This window comes from Leucobacter albus (genome assembly GCF_039528015.1).
Classification (GTDB): domain Bacteria; phylum Actinomycetota; class Actinomycetes; order Actinomycetales; family Microbacteriaceae; genus Leucobacter; species Leucobacter albus.
In genome coordinates, this window is the sequence record NZ_BAAAKZ010000003.1 from 201709 (window position 1) to 219910 (window position 18202).

The following is an 18202-nucleotide window of genomic DNA, read 5'->3' on the forward strand; positions in this document are numbered from 1 at the left end:
AAGAATGTCAATGGATGGAGATTTGTGATGCACCAAGTTGTCGTAATCGGAGCAGGTCCGCAGGGACTTGCTGCTGCCGCCCACTTGCTTGAGCGGGGCATGGATCCCCTCGTGCTCGAAGCGGGCGCGGGCCCGGCTTCGGCGGTTTCCGAGTGGGCGCACGTGCGACTCTTCTCGAAGTGGGACGAGGTCATGGACGGCGCAAGTAAGCGACTCCTCGCGACTACCGGTTGGGTCGAACCTGGCGACGGCTATCCCACTGGTGAACAGTGGATTTCACAGTACTTGGCACCGCTTGCTGGCGCGCTCGGCGACCGGGTGCGTTATGGCTCACGAGTTATCGGCGTGAGCAAAAAAGGCCGCGATCGATCAGTTGATGCTGGTCGGGAGGAGCAGCCTTTCGTTATTCATGTGCTGAACACTGATGGCAGCGAGGAGCGGATCGAAGCCACCTCCGTTATCGATGCGTCTGGCACCTGGAGCGCTCCCAGCCCTGCTGGGTCAGGTGGACTCCCTGCAATCGGTGAAAGTACCGCCGCAGCGTCAGGCGTTATTTGCTACCAGATTCCCTCGATGGAAGATGTCAGAACGCTAGCTGGAGAACACGTCGTGGTCGTCGGGAACGGTGCGTCTGCGAAAACTGCGATTTCGCAACTTGCTCGCGTTGTGAAGCAAGATCCGTCCACTCGGGTCACTTGGGTGCTGCGTCGTGGCGTTGTGGGGAACACTTTCGGCGGTGGTGCCGCAGACGAGCTCCCCGAACGTGGCGCGCTGGGACAGCTTGCTGAGAAGGCCGTCTCTGATGGGCTCGTCACTCTCGTTACTGGGTTCCGAACAGATTCAGTGTCGATGAATGGCCCACGGGCCGTATTGACGGCTGACGACGGCCGCTCACTTGAGCCTGCTGATCGGGTTATCGTGCTCACTGGGTTCCGTCCCGATCTCTCGATTTTGTCGGAAGTTCGCCTGGACATGGATCTTCGGCTGCAGGCACCGTCACGCGTTGCCACCGAGGTAGATCCAAACATCCACTCGTGTGGTTCGATTCGTGCGACCGGAGCAGCAGACCTCGCCCACCCAGACGCAGGCCTCTACATCGTCGGCGCGAAGTCCTATGGGCGTGCACCCACGTTCCTAGCACTCACCGGATTCGAGCAGGTCCGTAGCGTTGCTGCGGAACTCGCTGGCGATCACGAGGGTGCACAGCGGGTCGATCTCGTGCTCCCTGACACCGGCGTGTGCGGAGGGGCAGGCCTATTCGACGCTCCCAGCGAAGAGAATGTCGGGAACTCGTGCGGCATTCAACCCGGAGCGCAAGATTCAGCAAGTAGCGAATCCTGTGGGGTTCCAGCGGTCGAGACAGCGAGCACCTCATGCTGTTCAACTTCACCGCAGCCCATCGAGCTCGTGGGTGCACAAGCCACAAGCTGACATGTGAAAGAAGGGCTGGTGGGAACAGTTGTTCCCACCAGCCCTTACTAGTATTGCGAGGCGTTACTGGCCGAGAAGATCTGTGAGGAGTGCCTCAATCCTGGCTTTGATCTCATCACGGATGGGCCGGACAGCGTCAACACCTTGGCCTGCAGGGTCTTCGAGAACCCAGTCTTCGTACCGCTTGCCAGGATAGAACCGGCAAGTATCACCACACCCCATCGTGATGACAACGTCTGAGGCTTCTACAGCCTCATCGGTAAGCACTTTGGGTTGTTCTGCCGCAATATCAATGCCCTCTTCAAGCATCGCAGCGACAGCTGCGGGGTTGATCTGGTCAGCGGGCATGGATCCCGCTGAACGTACCTCGACACGGTCGCCTGCGAGGTGGCGGAGGTATCCGGCGGCCATTTGTGAACGGCCGGCGTTGTGTACGCAGACGAACAGAACGGATGGTTTGGTGTCAGTCATAGTCCAGAGCCTTCTTTGATTAGGTGAGTGAAGTCAGGAGTGTTTGTACTCGGGTCGCGATGTCGTCGCGGATTGCAGCCGTGCCCGCTTCGGAAGCGAGCGCCGGGTCACCCACGGCCCAGTCCTCGTAACGCACGCCCGAAATAATGGGGCACACGTCTCCGCAACCCATCGTGATGACGACGTCGGCGGCGCGAACCGCGTCATCAGTTAGTGGCTTCGGGAACGCTGCGTCAGCGAGTTCAGGCGCTTCGATCTCCGCGAGCAGCTTGCGGACGCTGGGATGCACGTCGGCTGCTGGCGTTGAGCCCGCAGACCGAGCGATCACGGTGCCAGCGGAGAGCTTGTTCAGGAGGGCTGCTGCGAGTTGCGAACGGCCCGCGTTGGCAACGCACACAAAGAGAACCTGTGGCACGGCAGACTCTCGGGTGCGCGCCAGGTCTGCGAGGCGCTGCCGCGCGAATCGTTCAGTGAGCGGGACCATGTGCTGTGTGAGCTTCGCGCTGCGTACCAGCCCGGCATAGGACTCACGCACGATCGCGACCACCAGATCACGGCTCATGTCTGTCAGCTCATTCGCAAGCTCGTCAGCCAGACGTGTCACTCGCGCATCCATTGTCCGCAGTGCTTCTGCGCGTGCCTCAGCATCTTCTTCAGACTCGAGCAGGGTTGCTGGCGCAAATGATTCGAGAAGCGCGGTGACCGCGTTCTTGCGCGAAGGAAGAATCCGATACCAGACCCACGTTCCGCGGCGTTCCGACGCAAGGAGACCAGAATCCTTCAGCACTTTGAGGTGGTGTGAGACGGTGGGCTGTGAAACGTTAGCCAGCTCCGCCAGGTCACACACGCAGGATTCCCCGCGAGGGTCGGTGGCGATGGCGGAGAGCATGCGTAGCCGAAGTGGTTCAGCCAACGCTTTCAATGTGTTGGCAACGGAAGCCGCAGCGTCTACGCCCATTGCGTGTTCGGCGGTCGGAGTGCAGTTATCTACTTCGAGCGCTGCGTTCAATGTGGTCATGATGTTCTCGATTCGTTCGCATATGGGTCTGCCTTGAACCAGGTTCGTGCCATCCAGAGCGACACATAGACCAGCCCCACGAGTACGGGGACCTCGATGAGGGGGCCTACGACACCGGCAAGTGCCTGGCCTGAGGTTGCCCCGAAGGTGCCGATGGCGACGGCGATGGCGAGTTCAAAGTTGTTGCCTGCTGCGGTGAACGCGAGCGAGGTTGTGCGGGCGTAGCCGAGGCCGATGGATTTTCCGACGAGCATGCCCACAAACCACATGATGGAGAAGTATGCCAGTAGGGGTACCGCGATGCGTGCAACGTCGAGCGGGTTTTTGGTGATGGCTTCACCCTGGAATGCGAACAGGAGCACGATGGTGAAGAGCAGCCCGTAGAGTGCCCAGGGGCCGATCTTCGGGAGGAATTTTGCCTCGTACCATTCGCGGCCACGACGCTTTTCGCCGATCCACCGCGACGCGAACCCGGCTGCCAACGGTACGCCAAGAAAAATGATCACGTTGAGTGCGATCTGCCATATCGAGACGTCAAGGCCTTGTGTTTCGAGCCCGAGCCAGCCTGGCAACACTGTCAGATAGAACCAGCCGAGCACAGAGAACATGACCACCTGGAACACAGAGTTCACTGCGATAAGTACGGCGGTGGCATCACCATCGCCGCAAGCGAGGTCGTTCCAGATGACGATCATTGCGATGCAGCGTGCGAGACCCACAATGATCACGCCAGTGCGGTACTCCGGTAGATCTGCGAGGAAGATCCACGCGAGTGTAAACATCAGTGCCGGGCCGACTAGCCAGTTCAGTACGAGTGACGAGACAAGTAGTTTCTTGTCACCTGTGACCGCTGCGACTTTGTCGTAGCGAACCTTCGCGAGTACGGGGTACATCATCACGAGGAGCCCCAGCGCGATCGGCACCGAGATCCCGCCAACTTCAAGCTTGGTCAGGAGTTCAGAGAGGCCCGGGATGAAGCGACCGAGTAGAAGCCCGGCGATCATTGCGAGGCCGATCCATACGGCCAGCCACTTGTCGAGGGTGGACATGCGCTTCGGCGCGACACGAGTCATAGTGTTGTTGACGCTCATTCTGTGACCACCGCTGCGAGATCCGAGCGGTGCTCGGTGGTGCTGAGGCTAGAGAGATAGTGCTGAGCATCTTGCGCCGCTGCACAACCTGTGCCTGCCGCGGTAATCGCCTGGCGGTAGGTATGATCCACAAGGTCACCTGCAGCAAATACGCCCGTCAGGTTCGTGCGTGTAGAAGGGTGTGAGACTGTGACATATCCATCTGCGTCGGTCGTGACCTGGTCAGCGACTAGCTCAGAACGTGGATCATGACCGATTGCGACAAACACCCCGGTCACATCCAGGGAACGCTCTGAGCCATCAACGGTGGACTTGAGTAGCAGGCCAGTGACCTGATCGTCGCCCAGAACCTTTGCAACCTCTGAATTCCAGGCCACCTCGATCTTGGGATCAGCGAGGACCCGTTCAGCCATAATCTTCGAAGCACGAAACTCGTCGCGGCGGTGCACAAGGGTGACCTTCGAGGCGAAGCGGGTTAAGAACAGCGCTTCTTCCATTGCAGAGTCTCCACCACCGATAACTGCGATGTGCTTCTCTCGAAAGAAGAACCCATCACAGGTGGCACACCACGAGACACCGTGACCAGAGAGTCGTTCCTCCTCGGGGAGACCAAGTTTGCGATATGCAGATCCCATGGCGAGTATGACCGCAGCCGCCGTAAACGTTTCGCCAGCACCGGTGTGAATCGTCTTGACCGAACCTTCTAGATCGAGACTGGTTGCATCGTCATACACGATTCGAGCCCCAAACCGTTCGGCCTGCGCACGCATCGCGTCCATCAGTTCCGGCCCCTGGACTCCGTCGACAAACCCTGGGAAGTTCTCTACCTCGGTTGTTGTCATCAGTGCACCACCGGCAGTAACTGAGCCCGCAAGCACGACCGGGGCAAGTCCAGCCCGCGCGGCGTACACCGCTGCCGTATACCCAGCGGGGCCGGAGCCAACAATCACTAACTCAACATCTTGAATTGACATATATCTATATTGACAATGTTCGATCCAACTCTCAACCCTGAAACACAATCCCAGCGAAGAGTTCAGTCGCTGTTCACTTTGTGCCCATCACCCGGTGCTTGCACAGAAAGCGGGCGACAGCCTGACGCCCGCTTGGGTAGCCTTCCGGACCCATCCGAATTCGACCGAACCGCTGACATCTCAACTTCCGATGGCGTACTTGCTATTGCGTGCCTCAGCAAGCCATGGAAAGTACACCCCAATTGGGTGCCCCATTCCAACAACAAGGGAGCTCGGCGCACTGGTGACTTGCAGGGACTTCCTAATCAGGCACGTCAAGTCAATAGCTAACATGAACTACGAAGTCACCGTTGTAGCCGACCGCTATCGAGCTTTTACTGCCCTCAGACACCATTCGCTCTTGAGCATGTACTCGCTCCCGACACCCCTGATAGCGGGTGTTTCTGATTCGCTGTTGTATCGCAAGTCCCACCTTTCGTATCGACAACCACTTGCCTCCTGATTAGGAGTACGGATAAACAGGAGCAGACTCATCGTCGAAGAGATCTCGCCGGTTCGTCTTGTGCTAAGTGGTCACAGTGTCAGAGCTGCCCCATACCCTTGGAGCATGAGCTTCACACCGCTACACCGAGCCCTTGGCCTCCCGCCCAGTTCCCTGACCGACGAGATATTGGACGCTGCGGTCGCTGTCGGTGCGGTCGAAACCGATGACCTGGACTGGAAATCTGAGCTACCACCGATAAAGAACCTTTCCCAGACGGATGTCCCGAAGGACATCGCAGCGATGGCTAACAGTGGCGGCGGAATGATCGTCTACGGTGTCAAGGAAGATCAGAAAGCGGCTATCAGCCGAGTGGATGTTGGTGAGCTGACAGAGGTGCATGAGAGGGCCTATAGAAGCGCCGCCGTCACTGCGATCTCACCCCCTGTATTCGGGCTGCAGATCGAACGCCTCGGAAGTGACACGCGAGCCGTTGCCGTGACTATCCCTGCGAGCGTCGACGGCCCGCATCTGATCTACAAGAACGACCTTTTCGGCGCTCCTGTTCGCAACGACGCGGACACCGCATGGATGAAAGAGCGCCAAGTCGAGGCCATGTACAGGGCCCGGTTTGAGGAACGGCGACATGCCGCCGAAGCATTGGACGCGCTCTATGCCGAGGCCGCAGCGGGCAGAGATAGTGGCAAGCGTTCCTGGCTGATCGCGGTGGCTCACCCCCGAATCCCTCGATTCCGTGACCGCCTCACCCGTGAAAAAGCAAGAGAGATAATGACGAACACCGTGGGGCTGGCGCTGACGTATGCCGGGCACGGAGGTATCCACCCACTAGAAAATGTCGATCGCGACAACCCTCGTCCTGGGCTGCGCCGCTGGGTCGCGGTGAATACGGCGACCGGTGAACGCTCGGTGTGGCGTGAAGCGTGGATAAGTATCCACCACGACGGCTCGGTGACCGTCGCCGCCGCCGTCGGCGGGCATCGCACGAGGAGCGGTGACTACTTTGAGGGCTGGCAGGTGGAGTCTGCAGCTATAGAGTGCGCTATCGCTGATCTGATGGCACTCATGCGCACCACGGCGGAGGCAACCGATAACAATGAGTACGACCTGCGTCTGGGGATTGAGTGGGCTGGGGAAGGGCCGTTGATGATTCTAACGAAGGACAATATGGGTTTCGCGTATGATGGCGTCTCAGTCCCGCTGCATCGCTATACGCCGGTTGAGATCTCTGTGAACGCTGTCAAACCGCCATTGGACTTCTTCTGGCGCGTTCACGAGTTCGCTCAGGACTGCGTAAATCAAGGTGGTATCTCAAATGTGCAGATGATTCATCCACCTGCCCGCGACGGGTCAGCGTAGCCGCCCAGACCTAAGCACCGCATCAAGCTGAGTCGCGCTTTTGCTTGATGCGGCACTTGGTTCACGAGGAGACTGCTATGCGGGGGTACTCATGGCCGTGGGCTCCAGCGCCCAGTCCCGCACGCCTCTGCCACCAACGAAGCGCCATTCTTCGCGGCACTTGTCGCAGAAGATCCGCACGTCTTGATCGCGGAAGCCGGGGATGTTGTCGTGCTCCTCGATAATCGTCCCTGCGCCGCAGGGGCACAGGTACTCATACTGTTCTGTGGTTCCCGCACCTGCGCCCCACCCCTGATGATCGTCTTTACTTCCGCCGATCAGCGCGGTACGAATTGGAGTCGCGGAGGGCGCCGCTCGCATCCACTCCGCGATCGACATTACGACTGCATCGTAAGCCTCAGGGGAATGTGAAACCTCGTGGAAAACCGTCAGGAGGTCACCAGCGGTTCGAGCGATACGGTGATCGCTGTCACGGATGCCTGCCGAGTAGTCTCCTGCAAGGTCGCCCACGACATCGTTTCGGCCGACCTGACGGATCAGCCAGTCATGGAACGGTGCAGGCTCACCCACGGGCAACGGCGGCACCCAGTCAGTTGCGATGAGTTCGCCGGTTGCGGCCTTTGTGATTGCGTCCCGCAGGTACTCGTACCCGGAGGGCTGGTAGTGGTCGACGTGAGGCCGCCTCTGACCGGGCCCGACCATTCGGCGCACGTAATCGTGCTCACGCTCGGAGACGCCGATCAGGAGGTTGGGGCCCTCACCGTCAGGGTCAGTGATCGAGAGGCCCATCGCTGCTGCAGCCCAGATCAGCCGACCATTGGATACGTAGGAATTGTGCGGGCTAAGGAACCATTCGGCGGTGTACTTCAGGGAGTAACTGCCCACATCCGCGGTCGAGGTGGGCGTGAACAACCGAAGGAAGTCCGTGATCAGGGCAAGCTCGATGAAGTCCGTCTTACCGTCGAACTGCCACGGTGATTCCGAGCGGAACCCGTTCTCACCGAGGACAGGATCCCCGCCTCGTACGCCGACCAGATCGTGCTCGGTGAGTGTGCGAATCAGCTGGCGAGCGCTGACGCGCTTCCCGAGCAGCCCTTGGGCGAGCGGGGAACTCATCTGGCGGAGAGCAGCTGTGTACTTTGTGCCGGTGAACTTAGACCAAGCTCGCGCGTCCTGCTGGAGCGCACGGTTCGGGACGTTGTTGGGGGTCATTTCAATCTCGTGTTCCGGGCTATGCACCCCACGCCTACAAGCCCTGTGACATGAGAGAATGTTCTCGAACCAACAGGTACTGCTTCTCTGGATTCCGCATATTCGGTTGTCCTTGACGTCTTCGCCGCGTGGGGGCTCAGACTCGGAGACAGGCAGTCCAGACCGCCTGAAAATATTGTACCAAAGAGCGATCCGAGTAGCCATCGAATTCGACAGGGGCTACCTGTCGATGGAAGGCTGCTCGCGTCGGGAGACAATCTACGAGACGATTGGATCATGGTCGAAGCTGAACCCACCTCCAATTCAGAGGAAGACATCAAAGAGTTTTTGTGCGAGCAGATTGTCACGCAGTATCTCGATTCTTCTGACTTCAACGGCGTTGCTGCGCCTCAGCTCATGGGTGTGGTTGAAAAGTTGCCGGCTAACGCCACAGCGCTACTCACTGAACTCGTGGCCGAGGGGGTGATCTACGCAAACTTTGGGCACGAGATGGTCAACCCACACATTCTCGGGTTCCCGCACCAGTCAGCCGCTAACAACCTGGCAGAAGTGCAGCGGCGCGGCGAGATTCATTCAGCGGTGCTTTATCCAACGCGACACACACTTGGCTCGATGTCCGCGGGCGACCGATACCCGGGCGCTCCCTACTCAGCAGCCCTCGCGCTTGGTCACGCCCAACTTGAATCGGTATTCTTCCAAGCCGAGGTGCTTGGCAGGTACCGCGATGATCCTCGCTACGACTACACCTTGGACATCGGTGGCGAGATTCGAGCGCAGGAGAACACTCCACTTGAGACCTACCTGACGACTTTCAGTATCGGCTTTGATCGCGATACGGGCAACGACGAGATTGTGGTCGGTGTTCCTCTTCGGTACCTCCACGACCTCTCACCCGCCGAGCAGTCGTACTGGAAGTCGTTCGAGCATGATCGCCAGGACTGGGTGCTTCACCCAGATTGGGTGCGCCCGCATCTTATGGGCGAGTTTCCTGAGCGCATTAGCCCCTATACAGCGATCCTCATGGAAATGAATCTGGTTAATGAGATATGCGACACGATCGGATACCCCAAGCTCTTTCGGAATCTCTACGAGGGCGAAGACCGCCCAACCGACTATGGCTACTTGATTCGCCCAACAAAGCGGGAATTGTCAAACTTCACTGAGCAACTGAACAAACTTCTAATCGACAATCTCGACCAGAAGTTCTTTGGCAAAATGGGCATGCCACTCAAAGAAGAGAGGAGTGATGGGGAGGGAAATACTTACCAGGGCCAGCGGGGCACGCTGAGCATGCTGATCGACTGGATGGAGCGAACAGTCACACATGACCCGAACGGTCTCGTGACTTCCGCAGCAGCGATACTTCGGGAAATTCGAAAGACGCGATCCAACGTGGCTCATACCCTGCGCGCGAACGAGTACGATCTTGCGACTTGGACGGAACAACGTCGTCTAATTGTTGAGTCCTACCTCGCCGTGCGAACCGTTCGGCAACTTCTTCAATCTCATCCAAATGCAGTAGCGGTCACTGTGCCGAAGGAACTTGAAGAGCCCAGAGTCTGGCCATTCTAGATCTTAAATGGGATGCAACACCGATCATTCAAATGAAGATCGTTAGTTTCAGGTTGAGGGTCGTTTCAATGCGCTGACGACGATGCAGGCCAGTTGACCCAAGCATGGCTGCGGGCGCACTAGGGATCCTGCCTGGCTCGGCAAAAAGCAAAACGTATTACCCTTGGGACATGCAGCATTCTCTGAACGAGGATTACCGCACTTGCTCCCAGTGCGGTAGCGACTGTGAGCCGGATCCCTTCCCGACCGACAAAGGGATTCGCATCGCTTTCATCTGCGCGCAATGTGGGCTACACAGCCTAATCGATCCATTTGGGGCCAGCAGGTAGTGAAATCCTAACTTCCTCATGCTGGAAGAACATCAATTTCCTTCGCCTCTCGATACCAGAAGGCGCTCACATCTGAGTCGTCACTATTGGGGAGAGGGTTGGCTGTGCGCACTTTAAAGGTTGTCGGAATACTCACAGATGTTCCAAAAACGAGAGCGAACTGCTTCGGGAGCGAAGCGAGTCTGTTGAGCACCGAGTCAGAGATAAATGGCGTCATTCGTCTTATATGTTGGAGATCTTCAGGGTTCTGGATGCGATGGATAACGTAATTCGAGCATTGCGATAGAACAGTTCCGGAAAGCTCGCTTGGCCGTTGTGAGGAGAGCATTAGGAAGAGACCATACTTTCGGCCCTCTTTTGCGACTCTTTCGAATATCTTTGGGGCGTCTAGCGTACTCGCGCCGTTGGACTGCCGAGGAACGTATCGGTGTGCTTCTTCAAGAATGAGGTTGACAGGGTAGGTGTTTCGAGATGTTGCGCGTCTAAGGCGGTCATAAAGGAGCCGAGTTACTACCGACGAGACGACTTCTACTGCTTCATCGTCGACCGTGCTGAGGTCAAGGATGTATACCTGAGAGCGCTTCTTCTTGGTTCCTCCTTCAGATGCGATACCTAAGAGTCGGTCGATGAAGAGGGATGGGGTGAGACTCCCTGGGCCACCAGGTGCTGGTGTTGCTCGGAGGAAATCAAACTCATCTCGTGTTTGTAGGGATTTCACACGAGTCAGAAGGGTTGAACAATTATCGCGAACGCGTCGGTTGCCATGACTTTCTTCGAATAGGATGGCGAGTTCGAGTGCCGATACTAGTTGTGAAAACGGGAACGGAGCATTCTGATATGCCGGAATTTCTGCATCATTCTTTTTGAATCGCTTGAGAATGGTTTCAAGATTGGCTCGTTGCTGTTGACCAAACGACCCATAATTCAGTCCGATTTGGGTTGGAATATATGTGTTTGGAGATACGTTTTTGCCAGTCGAGTCAGCCGTAACGCCATTGAATTGGTAGACGTTGAGAAGACCCAAAATTTGCGATCTTGCCGCGGTTTCGTTTTCACTATCGAAAAGTACCTGCAACAAACATGACGCCAAAATATGATCCTGCAGTTCCGTGAGAGAGCCAGGTGGCGTGGTCGCGGAAAACAGAGAGGTGAGTCCGAGCGCGTTTCGGAGGACCGGGCGCTGGACTCGGTCGCTAGCTTGTAAGAGCAGCTCCCATTCTTCAGGAGACAATAGCCAATGAGGCAATTGGAAGTCTTCCAGGGTCTCTCTGTCGTCATACGGGTCCGAGGGTTCGAGCGGGGCCGCGTGAGAATGATTAATGCGAGCGTAGTGACGGTGAATTGGAAGGGGAAGTTCCGAGACGGCCTGCCGGTACTCGCCGTTTGTGTCGAAGAGAATGAAAGTACTGCCACCCGCAGGGGCCAGAGATTGTTTCCCTAGAGCTTCCTGGAGAAAACTTGAAATTGTGCATGACTTTCCGCTGCCGGTGTTTCCTAGAATTGCAGAATGGGCTCCAAAGAACTCGTTGATTCGCACTTTCACTTCGTAGTCACTGAATACAGCAGAAGTGCCGACAGTTAGCGTCTTTAGCTTCGTTGCCTGCGGTGAAGAGCCGGGAACTGGCACTTCTTGGTCCGCTACATTGAGAATCCTGTCGAGATCTTTGTTCTCGACGTGGAGCACATCAGCATAGAGCGGCGGGAATTCGGATACTCCGAACGCAAAGCTCTCCTTAGCATCGAATGGGAGTGTCCCAAGCGGTGAGAGATCCAGTTGTCGGGACGAGGCGTGTGTTACATCTTCTAACGACCTAGAAGCGCTTGATCCTTCCCCAGAGTCGGGGCGCTCTTGCAATCCGGTGACCTCTGCGACGACGTATGCGTTAGTGAGAGGTATAAGAACGAGAGAACCAATACGAGCCACGTAGTGTTGGCCGTCGAATCCGACAAGAGTGTAGCCGTCTGCGGTCTCAACCATTTCCACTCGGAATCGATCCGCCAAGACATCGACGACCGTTCCGAGTCTGCGGCGTTGAGCACTACTGGCCGCCATCTTCGTTCTCCTTCTTCTCCTTCTTGCCTTCGCCAATAAGCTCAAGGATCTTTGAGATCGCGTCCTCGGCGGGGTCGAGCTCGCCAGTCGGCATGATGTCCTCGACGAAGTCTCTGAAGTAATGCGCTTTCCACTCTGAGGCTGAGTCTTCAGTACCTATAACCCAAATCCGTGGGTCTCCCAGGTCTTGCAGTGTTTTTAACTGCTTATTGCTGGCCTCGTCATCGGTTGCTGGCTTCGCCAGAATCACTAATCTGAATGTTGGGATGGTCAACGCCTGATAGATGATGTTGTTTACGTGCTCGTCACCAAAGCTATATCCGACGGTGACAAGCACACTCTGTTCCTGGACCACTTTTGTTTGAAACTCGCGAAACATGTCGGAGTATGGGGCCGCAAAACTGGCATTCTGTTTTGCCGGGGTGGGATAAATCAGCATCGCTTTGCCACCTTCGCTCTCGCCCAGAGAGCGTTCCTCTACAGGGAAGAGCCCTGTATCAGTACTGTGCCAATTGAGAGACCCGTGAAGCTTCAAGAAATAGACCAAATTATCCAGGGACGTCCACCGCTGCGATGTCATATCGAGCCGCTGAGCAATCGTGTACCGGAAGGATGCTGGATTGAATCTTTTCTCGACCGAGCCCAAAAAGCCATTGATGTACGGAATGCTCGTACGGTCCATTGCGATCTCGTTGAAGAGATCGTAATTGGTGGTAGCGATCGTAGGACGCGGGAGCGACCTAGAACGTTGAGATAGCTTGCGGTAAAAGGTCTGATAAAAATCGAGAACAACTTCCGCGGACTCTTGGCTTTGTCCGTCTTTACAGGAGTCGAAAACATAACGTTTAATGGCTTCGATTGCGGTATCCAGCGAAACTTTTGCCTGGATAAGTGCGTCTTTCTTGGTCTTGGCAAGTGCGAACTGAAACCCGAACATCACTTCCATGAGCCGTTCGAGATTCCATGCGTAGTCGTCATCGCTCAGATCAATGCCAAGGTCACCCAGAAGTGAATTTCTCACTTCTGCTGTTAGTCCATACTTCTCTGCGACTTCCGCCTTGCCGTCCGCCAGAATGCCTTGAGCTAGCGGCCCCATTGTGGGAATACCTTGCTCTCCCTTTTTGGGGTCAATATGCGACGAACAGCCTGACCCGAACAAGAATGTCAAATTTTTTGAGGACAGGACCTCGTTGAAATCACTCTTCGCTAGCTCGTATGGAAGTTGTTGTGTTGTTGAGCTCGAAGCCTCGTCATATCGTTTGCTGCCTTTGATGAAAGTCAGGGCGTGAGGGGTCGGGGTAGTCGTCATCGTGTCTCCGGCATCTTCGTCGGTGAGATCACCGGGCTGAACTAATTACAAGAACGTGAAGCTTCCGCTTCTTGACATGCAAACCGAATCATCTCTAGCAAATTTCAATTACGCACGGTCCCAGCCTATCGACCGCCTCCGTAATCTCTCCTCTACAGACTCACCAACGTTCCTCACCGAAGTGAGTTGGTCCGCGCGTGCTGCGGGGCTTTCTCGGAGGCGGGAACGAGGAGGAGCACGAGACTTACAGGACCCATGACAATAAATTTCATCGCATTCCATAGGCATAGGAAAACGAGAAAGTTAAGCCAACCAGGCCCGCTGTCAGCGATGAGAGTTGTGCAGATGCTCGCCACGATCAGGTAGGGCATGGAAAGCAACATCGCTGGGATTCCCCATTTGAGTCCTCGTCTAGTGCGGATCGCGCCGAGGAGGATGTTGGTGGGCAAGTACCGACGCAGTATGGTGCGGGTGAGGATGCTAAGCATCCAAAGCTGGCGGATCATGATGGGTTCCTCTCACAGGCACAATGTTTTTTTTTGAAACGGTGCGTGTAAGAGCGGCCGTAGCCTGTCCCGAGGGACGTTATATCAAGGGAAACCCGCCTCTGTTACAGGGTACGACGTGAGGGTGGCATTCGGAAGGGTGGTCATCACAGCGTCTGACTGACAACGTCGCGTCGAGCCGGTCGCGTTGAGCTTTCTCCGGGCTCGGGCGTTCTGAGGTCATGGATTTTCGCGAGAGCGGTTCTTGCGCGGGCAGCATCAATCTTTTGCGCATCGCCGTCGGGCGTTGGGCCGAGGGGTGTGGGGGCGGAGACACCGTAGCGATCCCGATACGCAGCAATTGTTTGTGCCTGCCACCGCCATATTGCGGCTGTCTTCGCATCGTAAGGTACCTCCCCAAGCGATCTCGTCCAATCCTGTCCTTCCGAGAAAGCTTGGTCGAGGACGGCATTACTTCGTTGATTAATGAGGTCGCGTCGTTCGGTGAGGGCTCTCCTCATCTCGATGGTCATTGAACCTGTGGCTTCTGGGATTAGGCCGGCGATTAGTCGAGGCACTCTACGGGCGCGTCCTGAGTTAGCGGGCCGAATGGTGACGCGTGCGAGACGGTGATGTAGGACTGCTGCTATGTCATCAGCGTCCCCGAATTCTCGGGCCTCAGCCAAGCGTGGGAGCAATGCTTCGACGTTGTGGTGTTCCGCTTCCGCACGTCTGAGTTCTGCGGTGAGCGCCCCGAAAGCATCAGAGCGGATCGTGTTTTCCGCGTCTTCGTGTGTGAACCCGCAAGCTCGGATTAGGGTGGCCCAGCGGTCGTGTTGTGCGGCTTGGGCGATGGTTTCGTACTCCGCTGCGAGCTGCGCTATCGACCCCCATACGTCCTGTTCTGTGGTGATGGTCTCGTGCGCGGTCAGTTCTGCGCCGACGTGCTGGAGCACGCCATAGAGCACGCACCGTGCAGTGGCATCTGGATTGTCACTCGGGTGTGGACCGTCGTGCGAGTCGTCGGGTTTATCAGTGGCAACATAGACGCGGTTCGCTTCGCGGCCTCGGGTCATTGCGACATACAGGTTCTCCCGCGTGGTGCTCGCGTCGACGAGGATGTGGGCCGTGTCGGTTGTGATGCCCTGGGCGCGATGCGCGGTAACCGCATACCCAAGCTCGACATGTTCAGCGACATACGCGGCGGGTAACACCACGGAGCTGCCGCGGCGTGTGCCAGCGCGGCGGATGGTAATGGAGCCATCGCCTCCTACGTGGGTGACCGTCCAGCGGTCGCCGTTGCGAACCCAATCGCGTCCGGCTCGGAGGCGCCGGTCGTTACGGCGGGTAATGACCGCGTCACCGAGCGAGGCGCGGGTGTCATCGTGGAGCGCAACCTCTCGGAGAGCGTCGACGGTGCCATCGAGAATTAGATCGGCGCGGGCGCGCTGGTTCAGTGCACGTACAGATTCGTTGGCGTCAGCGATCAGCACGGTTGTTCGTCCGGCGAGAGCATCGGCGCGCCAGGATATGTAAGCGGCATCGATCATTGTCTCCGTCTCACCGCCTGTGATGCGGTCATGATCGGCGTAGGCATCGATCGCTTCGGAGCAGCCATAGCGGAGGTCCAGGGAGGTGGCTTTCTCCCACTCGTTCACAAAGCGGTGAACATCGATCAGTTCGGGGGCATCGTCACGGTCATGGACGAGGAGGGAGAACACACCGCCTGCGGTGACGGATTGGAGTTGCGCCCAGTCACCCACCAGCAGTACCTTCGCCCCGGCCTGCTCAGCCAGGGCCGTGATCCGGTCCAGCGAGAACGTGCCTGCAAGCGATGCTTCATCGATGATGACCAACTGCCCCGCTCGGAAGGTGGAACCAGTGCGCTGGTGGCTATCCCACCATTTCGCAGTGTTCTCGGTTCGAATGTCGAGGTCGTCCGCAAGGACTTGCGCAGCGCCAGCCGACGGTGCCAGCCCGACGACACTGCCACGTCCATAGGTGCCCTCCCACGCTGTACGAAGGGCACGCATCGCCGTGGTCTTCCCCGCCCCTGCGGGGCCGACCAGCACATCCAACACCCGCCCTGATACAGCGACCGACGCCAAAGCCCTGGCTTGGTCGTCTCCAAGCATGCGGCCTTCTCTGTCAGGAAGTGTGGTCACCTTCTCGATCACTTCAACCGGGATGGTCGGAGCTGTGCTGACGCGGGATCGTTCGAGAAGACGATCTTCTGCGGCCAGTAGTTCGTCCGACGAGTAGACCGTTGATCCCTTGGGGCGGAACACACTCGTTTCATCAGAACGGCGGAACACGGCAGGGTTGCTCGCGAGCTCAGGCGGGGTGAGTCGCAACGATGCTTGCTCGGCGACATCCACAACCATACCGAGGACTGCCTCGCGATCCTGCATTGTGGCGAACCGATACTGCATGGTTTGGCGGGCAGCTTCGGCAGTGAGGTTCCACCGCCGCCACGTCGACCGTTTCTCTCCAACGGCCTCGACCACTCTGCGCCCAAGCGAGGCGATCACCTCCAACGGTATATCGTCGGCTCGGAACAGTAATGGTGCGCTGTTTGTAGTGACGGTACGCGACCACAAGGTGGAGTCCTTGCTGAGGAGGTGGGATGCGCGTGCTCTCCACTCGGTGGTGAGGTCAGCGAGAGACCGAACCTGCTTCTCTGGGCGAGTGCTAAGTGTCGCTTGGGCGCGGAACTTGATGATAGCTCTCAGCGACGGTTGCCGTCCGTGCCGTTCGACGTACTCTGCAATGAGCCGGTTCTTCTCCTGCTCGATATGGCGAGCCCGCGAGGAAAATTCCACCACTAACTCCTCTGGAACCGTGCTGATTGCCCATGCCGGGTTGCGGTCGCGACCCATGTCTCGGGCCTCCCACTCGATGCCGAAGGTACGAGTGAGGTGGTCGGCGAACGCTGCCTCGTGTAGTTCAGATAGTGCGACTGTTCCGGCGTGGAGAGGGCGTCCGTCAAGTGAACGCCATTTCCTGTCGTGCGCAGTCTGTACTTTGTTCGAGATGACGACGTGCGTGTGGAGGTGTGGATCGCCGGCACGGGAGTCGTAATGATCGAATGCGGTGGCAATCAGTCCTGTTACGTCTACTTGCGCGACAGCCCCGTTGCGTCCGGTTGCACCGACACGGGTTGCCGCAACCTCGCGTTCCATGAACGCAACCATCTCTGCAACCGCTGCACGGTGTGCGTCCGCAATCAATGATTGCGTCCCCGCATCCGATACCGCCCAGAGCACAGATGCGGACTTCGGGATCGAGAAGGTGAAGTCGAACCCTGCAACAGCCTTTCGCGTGCCTCTCGTCGCTTCTTCCTCCTCAATCGCAGCGACCGCCTCTGCTCGTTCCATTGGGCCGAGCCCGGAGTCAAGGGCAGCAGTGCGTTTTTGGATGCGTTCGGTCGCAGTGGGATAGTTCCGGTACGCACTACCTAGAGCGTCACCGGTCACGGGATCACGCCCCATCCCGACCAAGAGTTGAAGCTGAGTCTCGGTGACCTGATCGCCCACAGTTATCGCACTGCCCCCAAGGGCAGCCACAGCAGAGCCAAGCCAACGACCGGGCGGACTGCCCTTCTCCGCGTAGTAGCGCGTCAAAGGGGTCGACAGATCACGATCCCCATCCCCGGAAGCGACCGTACGCAGCAGGTACTTGTAGCCGTCACCTGCGGACATCACCCGCATCGAAACTGTCACCACACACCGTCCTTCGTTCGAGAACGAGGTAGGCGTCATCACCCTTCCACAGCCCCCTCCGCCGCCCGGCTAATCGGGTGCCGGACCTCGCTTGCAAGACGCGTGGCAACTCATAAGACGACTCAACCGGGACACAGCAGACGGCCTTAGAGAGGACAAGCGCAGTAGCCGCGTGCGAGTCCTGTCGGTGCTCACTGGGAGAGATTGTGCACCTGACAGGTGACCAGTTCGAAGCCATCGCCATCGGCTGAACTTCGGGACCTACTGTCCAGAAAGGCATTACATGTTCAACCTGCCGACCCCAGACCAAACTCAACCGCTACGAGTTGGATCATTATTCTCCGGCTACGGAGGACTCGACCTAGCCATTGAGGAAGTTTTCGGAGCCAAAACAATCTGGTTCGCCGAGATAAATGAACCAGTCGCCCGTGTCTTCTCTCACCATTGGCCAGATGCCCCGAACCTTGGCGACATCACCACCATCGACTGGAGCACCGTTCCTCCCGTGGATATTCTCTGCGGGGGTTTTCCCTGCCAAGACGTGTCCACCGTCGGGAAAATGGCCGGGCTAAAACCTGGCACCCGTTCGGGACTTTGGGCGCACATGGTCGCCGCGATCGAAGTGCTGCAACCAGAGTGGGTCGTCATCGAGAACGTCCGCGGGCTGCTCTCCGCAC

11 protein-coding genes and 1 pseudogene are annotated in these 18202 nt (G+C 57.6%); 4 read left to right on the top strand and 8 right to left on the bottom strand.

What is annotated here, in order from left to right; genetic code table 11:
• Positions 1-27: 27 nt before the first annotated feature.
• Positions 28-1431: an NAD(P)-binding domain-containing protein gene (locus ABD115_RS04560; RefSeq protein ID WP_343959841.1), complete on the top strand. Its 1404-nt coding sequence runs from the start codon at positions 28-30 to the stop codon at positions 1429-1431.
• A gap of 63 nt (positions 1432-1494) precedes the next feature.
• Here the strand turns inward: ABD115_RS04560 and ABD115_RS04565 are convergent, their stop codons facing one another.
• The 4 genes from ABD115_RS04565 to trxB are packed head-to-tail and all read right to left on the bottom strand — an operon-like array spanning position 1495 to position 4985.
• Entirely contained in the window at positions 1495-1902 is a 408-nt protein-coding gene (locus ABD115_RS04565) for an arsenate reductase ArsC (RefSeq protein WP_343958664.1), read from the bottom strand.
• Positions 1903-1921: 19 nt separating this feature from the next.
• Positions 1922-2920, bottom strand: a complete 999-nt coding sequence (locus ABD115_RS04570; RefSeq protein WP_343958666.1) for a metalloregulator ArsR/SmtB family transcription factor — start codon at positions 2918-2920, stop codon at positions 1922-1924.
• Positions 2917-3993 carry an ACR3 family arsenite efflux transporter gene (arsB, locus tag ABD115_RS04575; RefSeq protein ID WP_382389322.1) on the bottom strand — a complete coding sequence of 359 codons (1077 nt, stop codon included), beginning with the start codon at positions 3991-3993 and terminating at the stop codon, positions 2917-2919. The genes ABD115_RS04570 and arsB overlap by 4 nt, the downstream gene beginning before the upstream one ends.
• A 14-nt stretch (positions 3994-4007) precedes the next feature.
• Complete coding sequence (gene trxB, locus ABD115_RS04580; protein ID WP_343958670.1) at positions 4008-4985, bottom strand: thioredoxin-disulfide reductase; 978 nt, start codon at positions 4983-4985, stop codon at positions 4008-4010.
• Positions 4986-5592: 607 nt separating this feature from the next.
• Between trxB and ABD115_RS04585 the strand changes: the two genes are divergently transcribed.
• A complete protein-coding gene (locus ABD115_RS04585; protein ID WP_343958672.1) occupies positions 5593-6843 on the top strand; it encodes an AlbA family DNA-binding domain-containing protein in 1251 nt (416 codons plus the stop codon).
• 75 nt (positions 6844-6918) lie between these two features.
• On the opposite strand, the gene ABD115_RS04590 is transcribed toward ABD115_RS04585, so the two are convergent.
• Positions 6919-8055: a hypothetical protein gene (locus ABD115_RS04590; protein ID WP_343958674.1), complete on the bottom strand. Its 1137-nt coding sequence runs from the start codon at positions 8053-8055 to the stop codon at positions 6919-6921.
• Positions 8056-8331: 276 nt separating this feature from the next.
• On the opposite strand from ABD115_RS04590, the gene ABD115_RS04595 reads away from it, so the two are divergent.
• A complete protein-coding gene (locus ABD115_RS04595) occupies positions 8332-9627 on the top strand; it encodes a hypothetical protein (RefSeq protein WP_343958677.1) in 1296 nt (431 codons plus the stop codon).
• 345 nt (positions 9628-9972) lie between these two features.
• On the opposite strand, the gene ABD115_RS04600 is transcribed toward ABD115_RS04595, so the two are convergent.
• The 3 genes from ABD115_RS04600 to mobF form a co-directional block, all read right to left on the bottom strand.
• Complete coding sequence (locus ABD115_RS04600; RefSeq protein ID WP_343958680.1) at positions 9973-12009, bottom strand: ATP-binding protein; 2037 nt, start codon at positions 12007-12009, stop codon at positions 9973-9975.
• Complete coding sequence (locus ABD115_RS04605) at positions 11996-13318, bottom strand: SIR2 family protein (protein ID WP_343958682.1); 1323 nt, start codon at positions 13316-13318, stop codon at positions 11996-11998. The genes ABD115_RS04600 and ABD115_RS04605 overlap by 14 nt, the downstream gene beginning before the upstream one ends.
• A 652-nt stretch (positions 13319-13970) precedes the next feature.
• Positions 13971-17513, bottom strand: a complete 3543-nt coding sequence (mobF, locus tag ABD115_RS04610) for a MobF family relaxase (protein ID WP_343959843.1) — start codon at positions 17511-17513, stop codon at positions 13971-13973.
• Between the two features lie 295 nt (positions 17514-17808).
• On the opposite strand from mobF, the pseudogene ABD115_RS04615 reads away from it, so the two are divergent.
• Positions 17809-18201 (top strand): annotated as a pseudogene (locus tag ABD115_RS04615) (DNA cytosine methyltransferase); the annotation flags it as partial.
• Position 18202 lies beyond the last annotated feature (1 nt).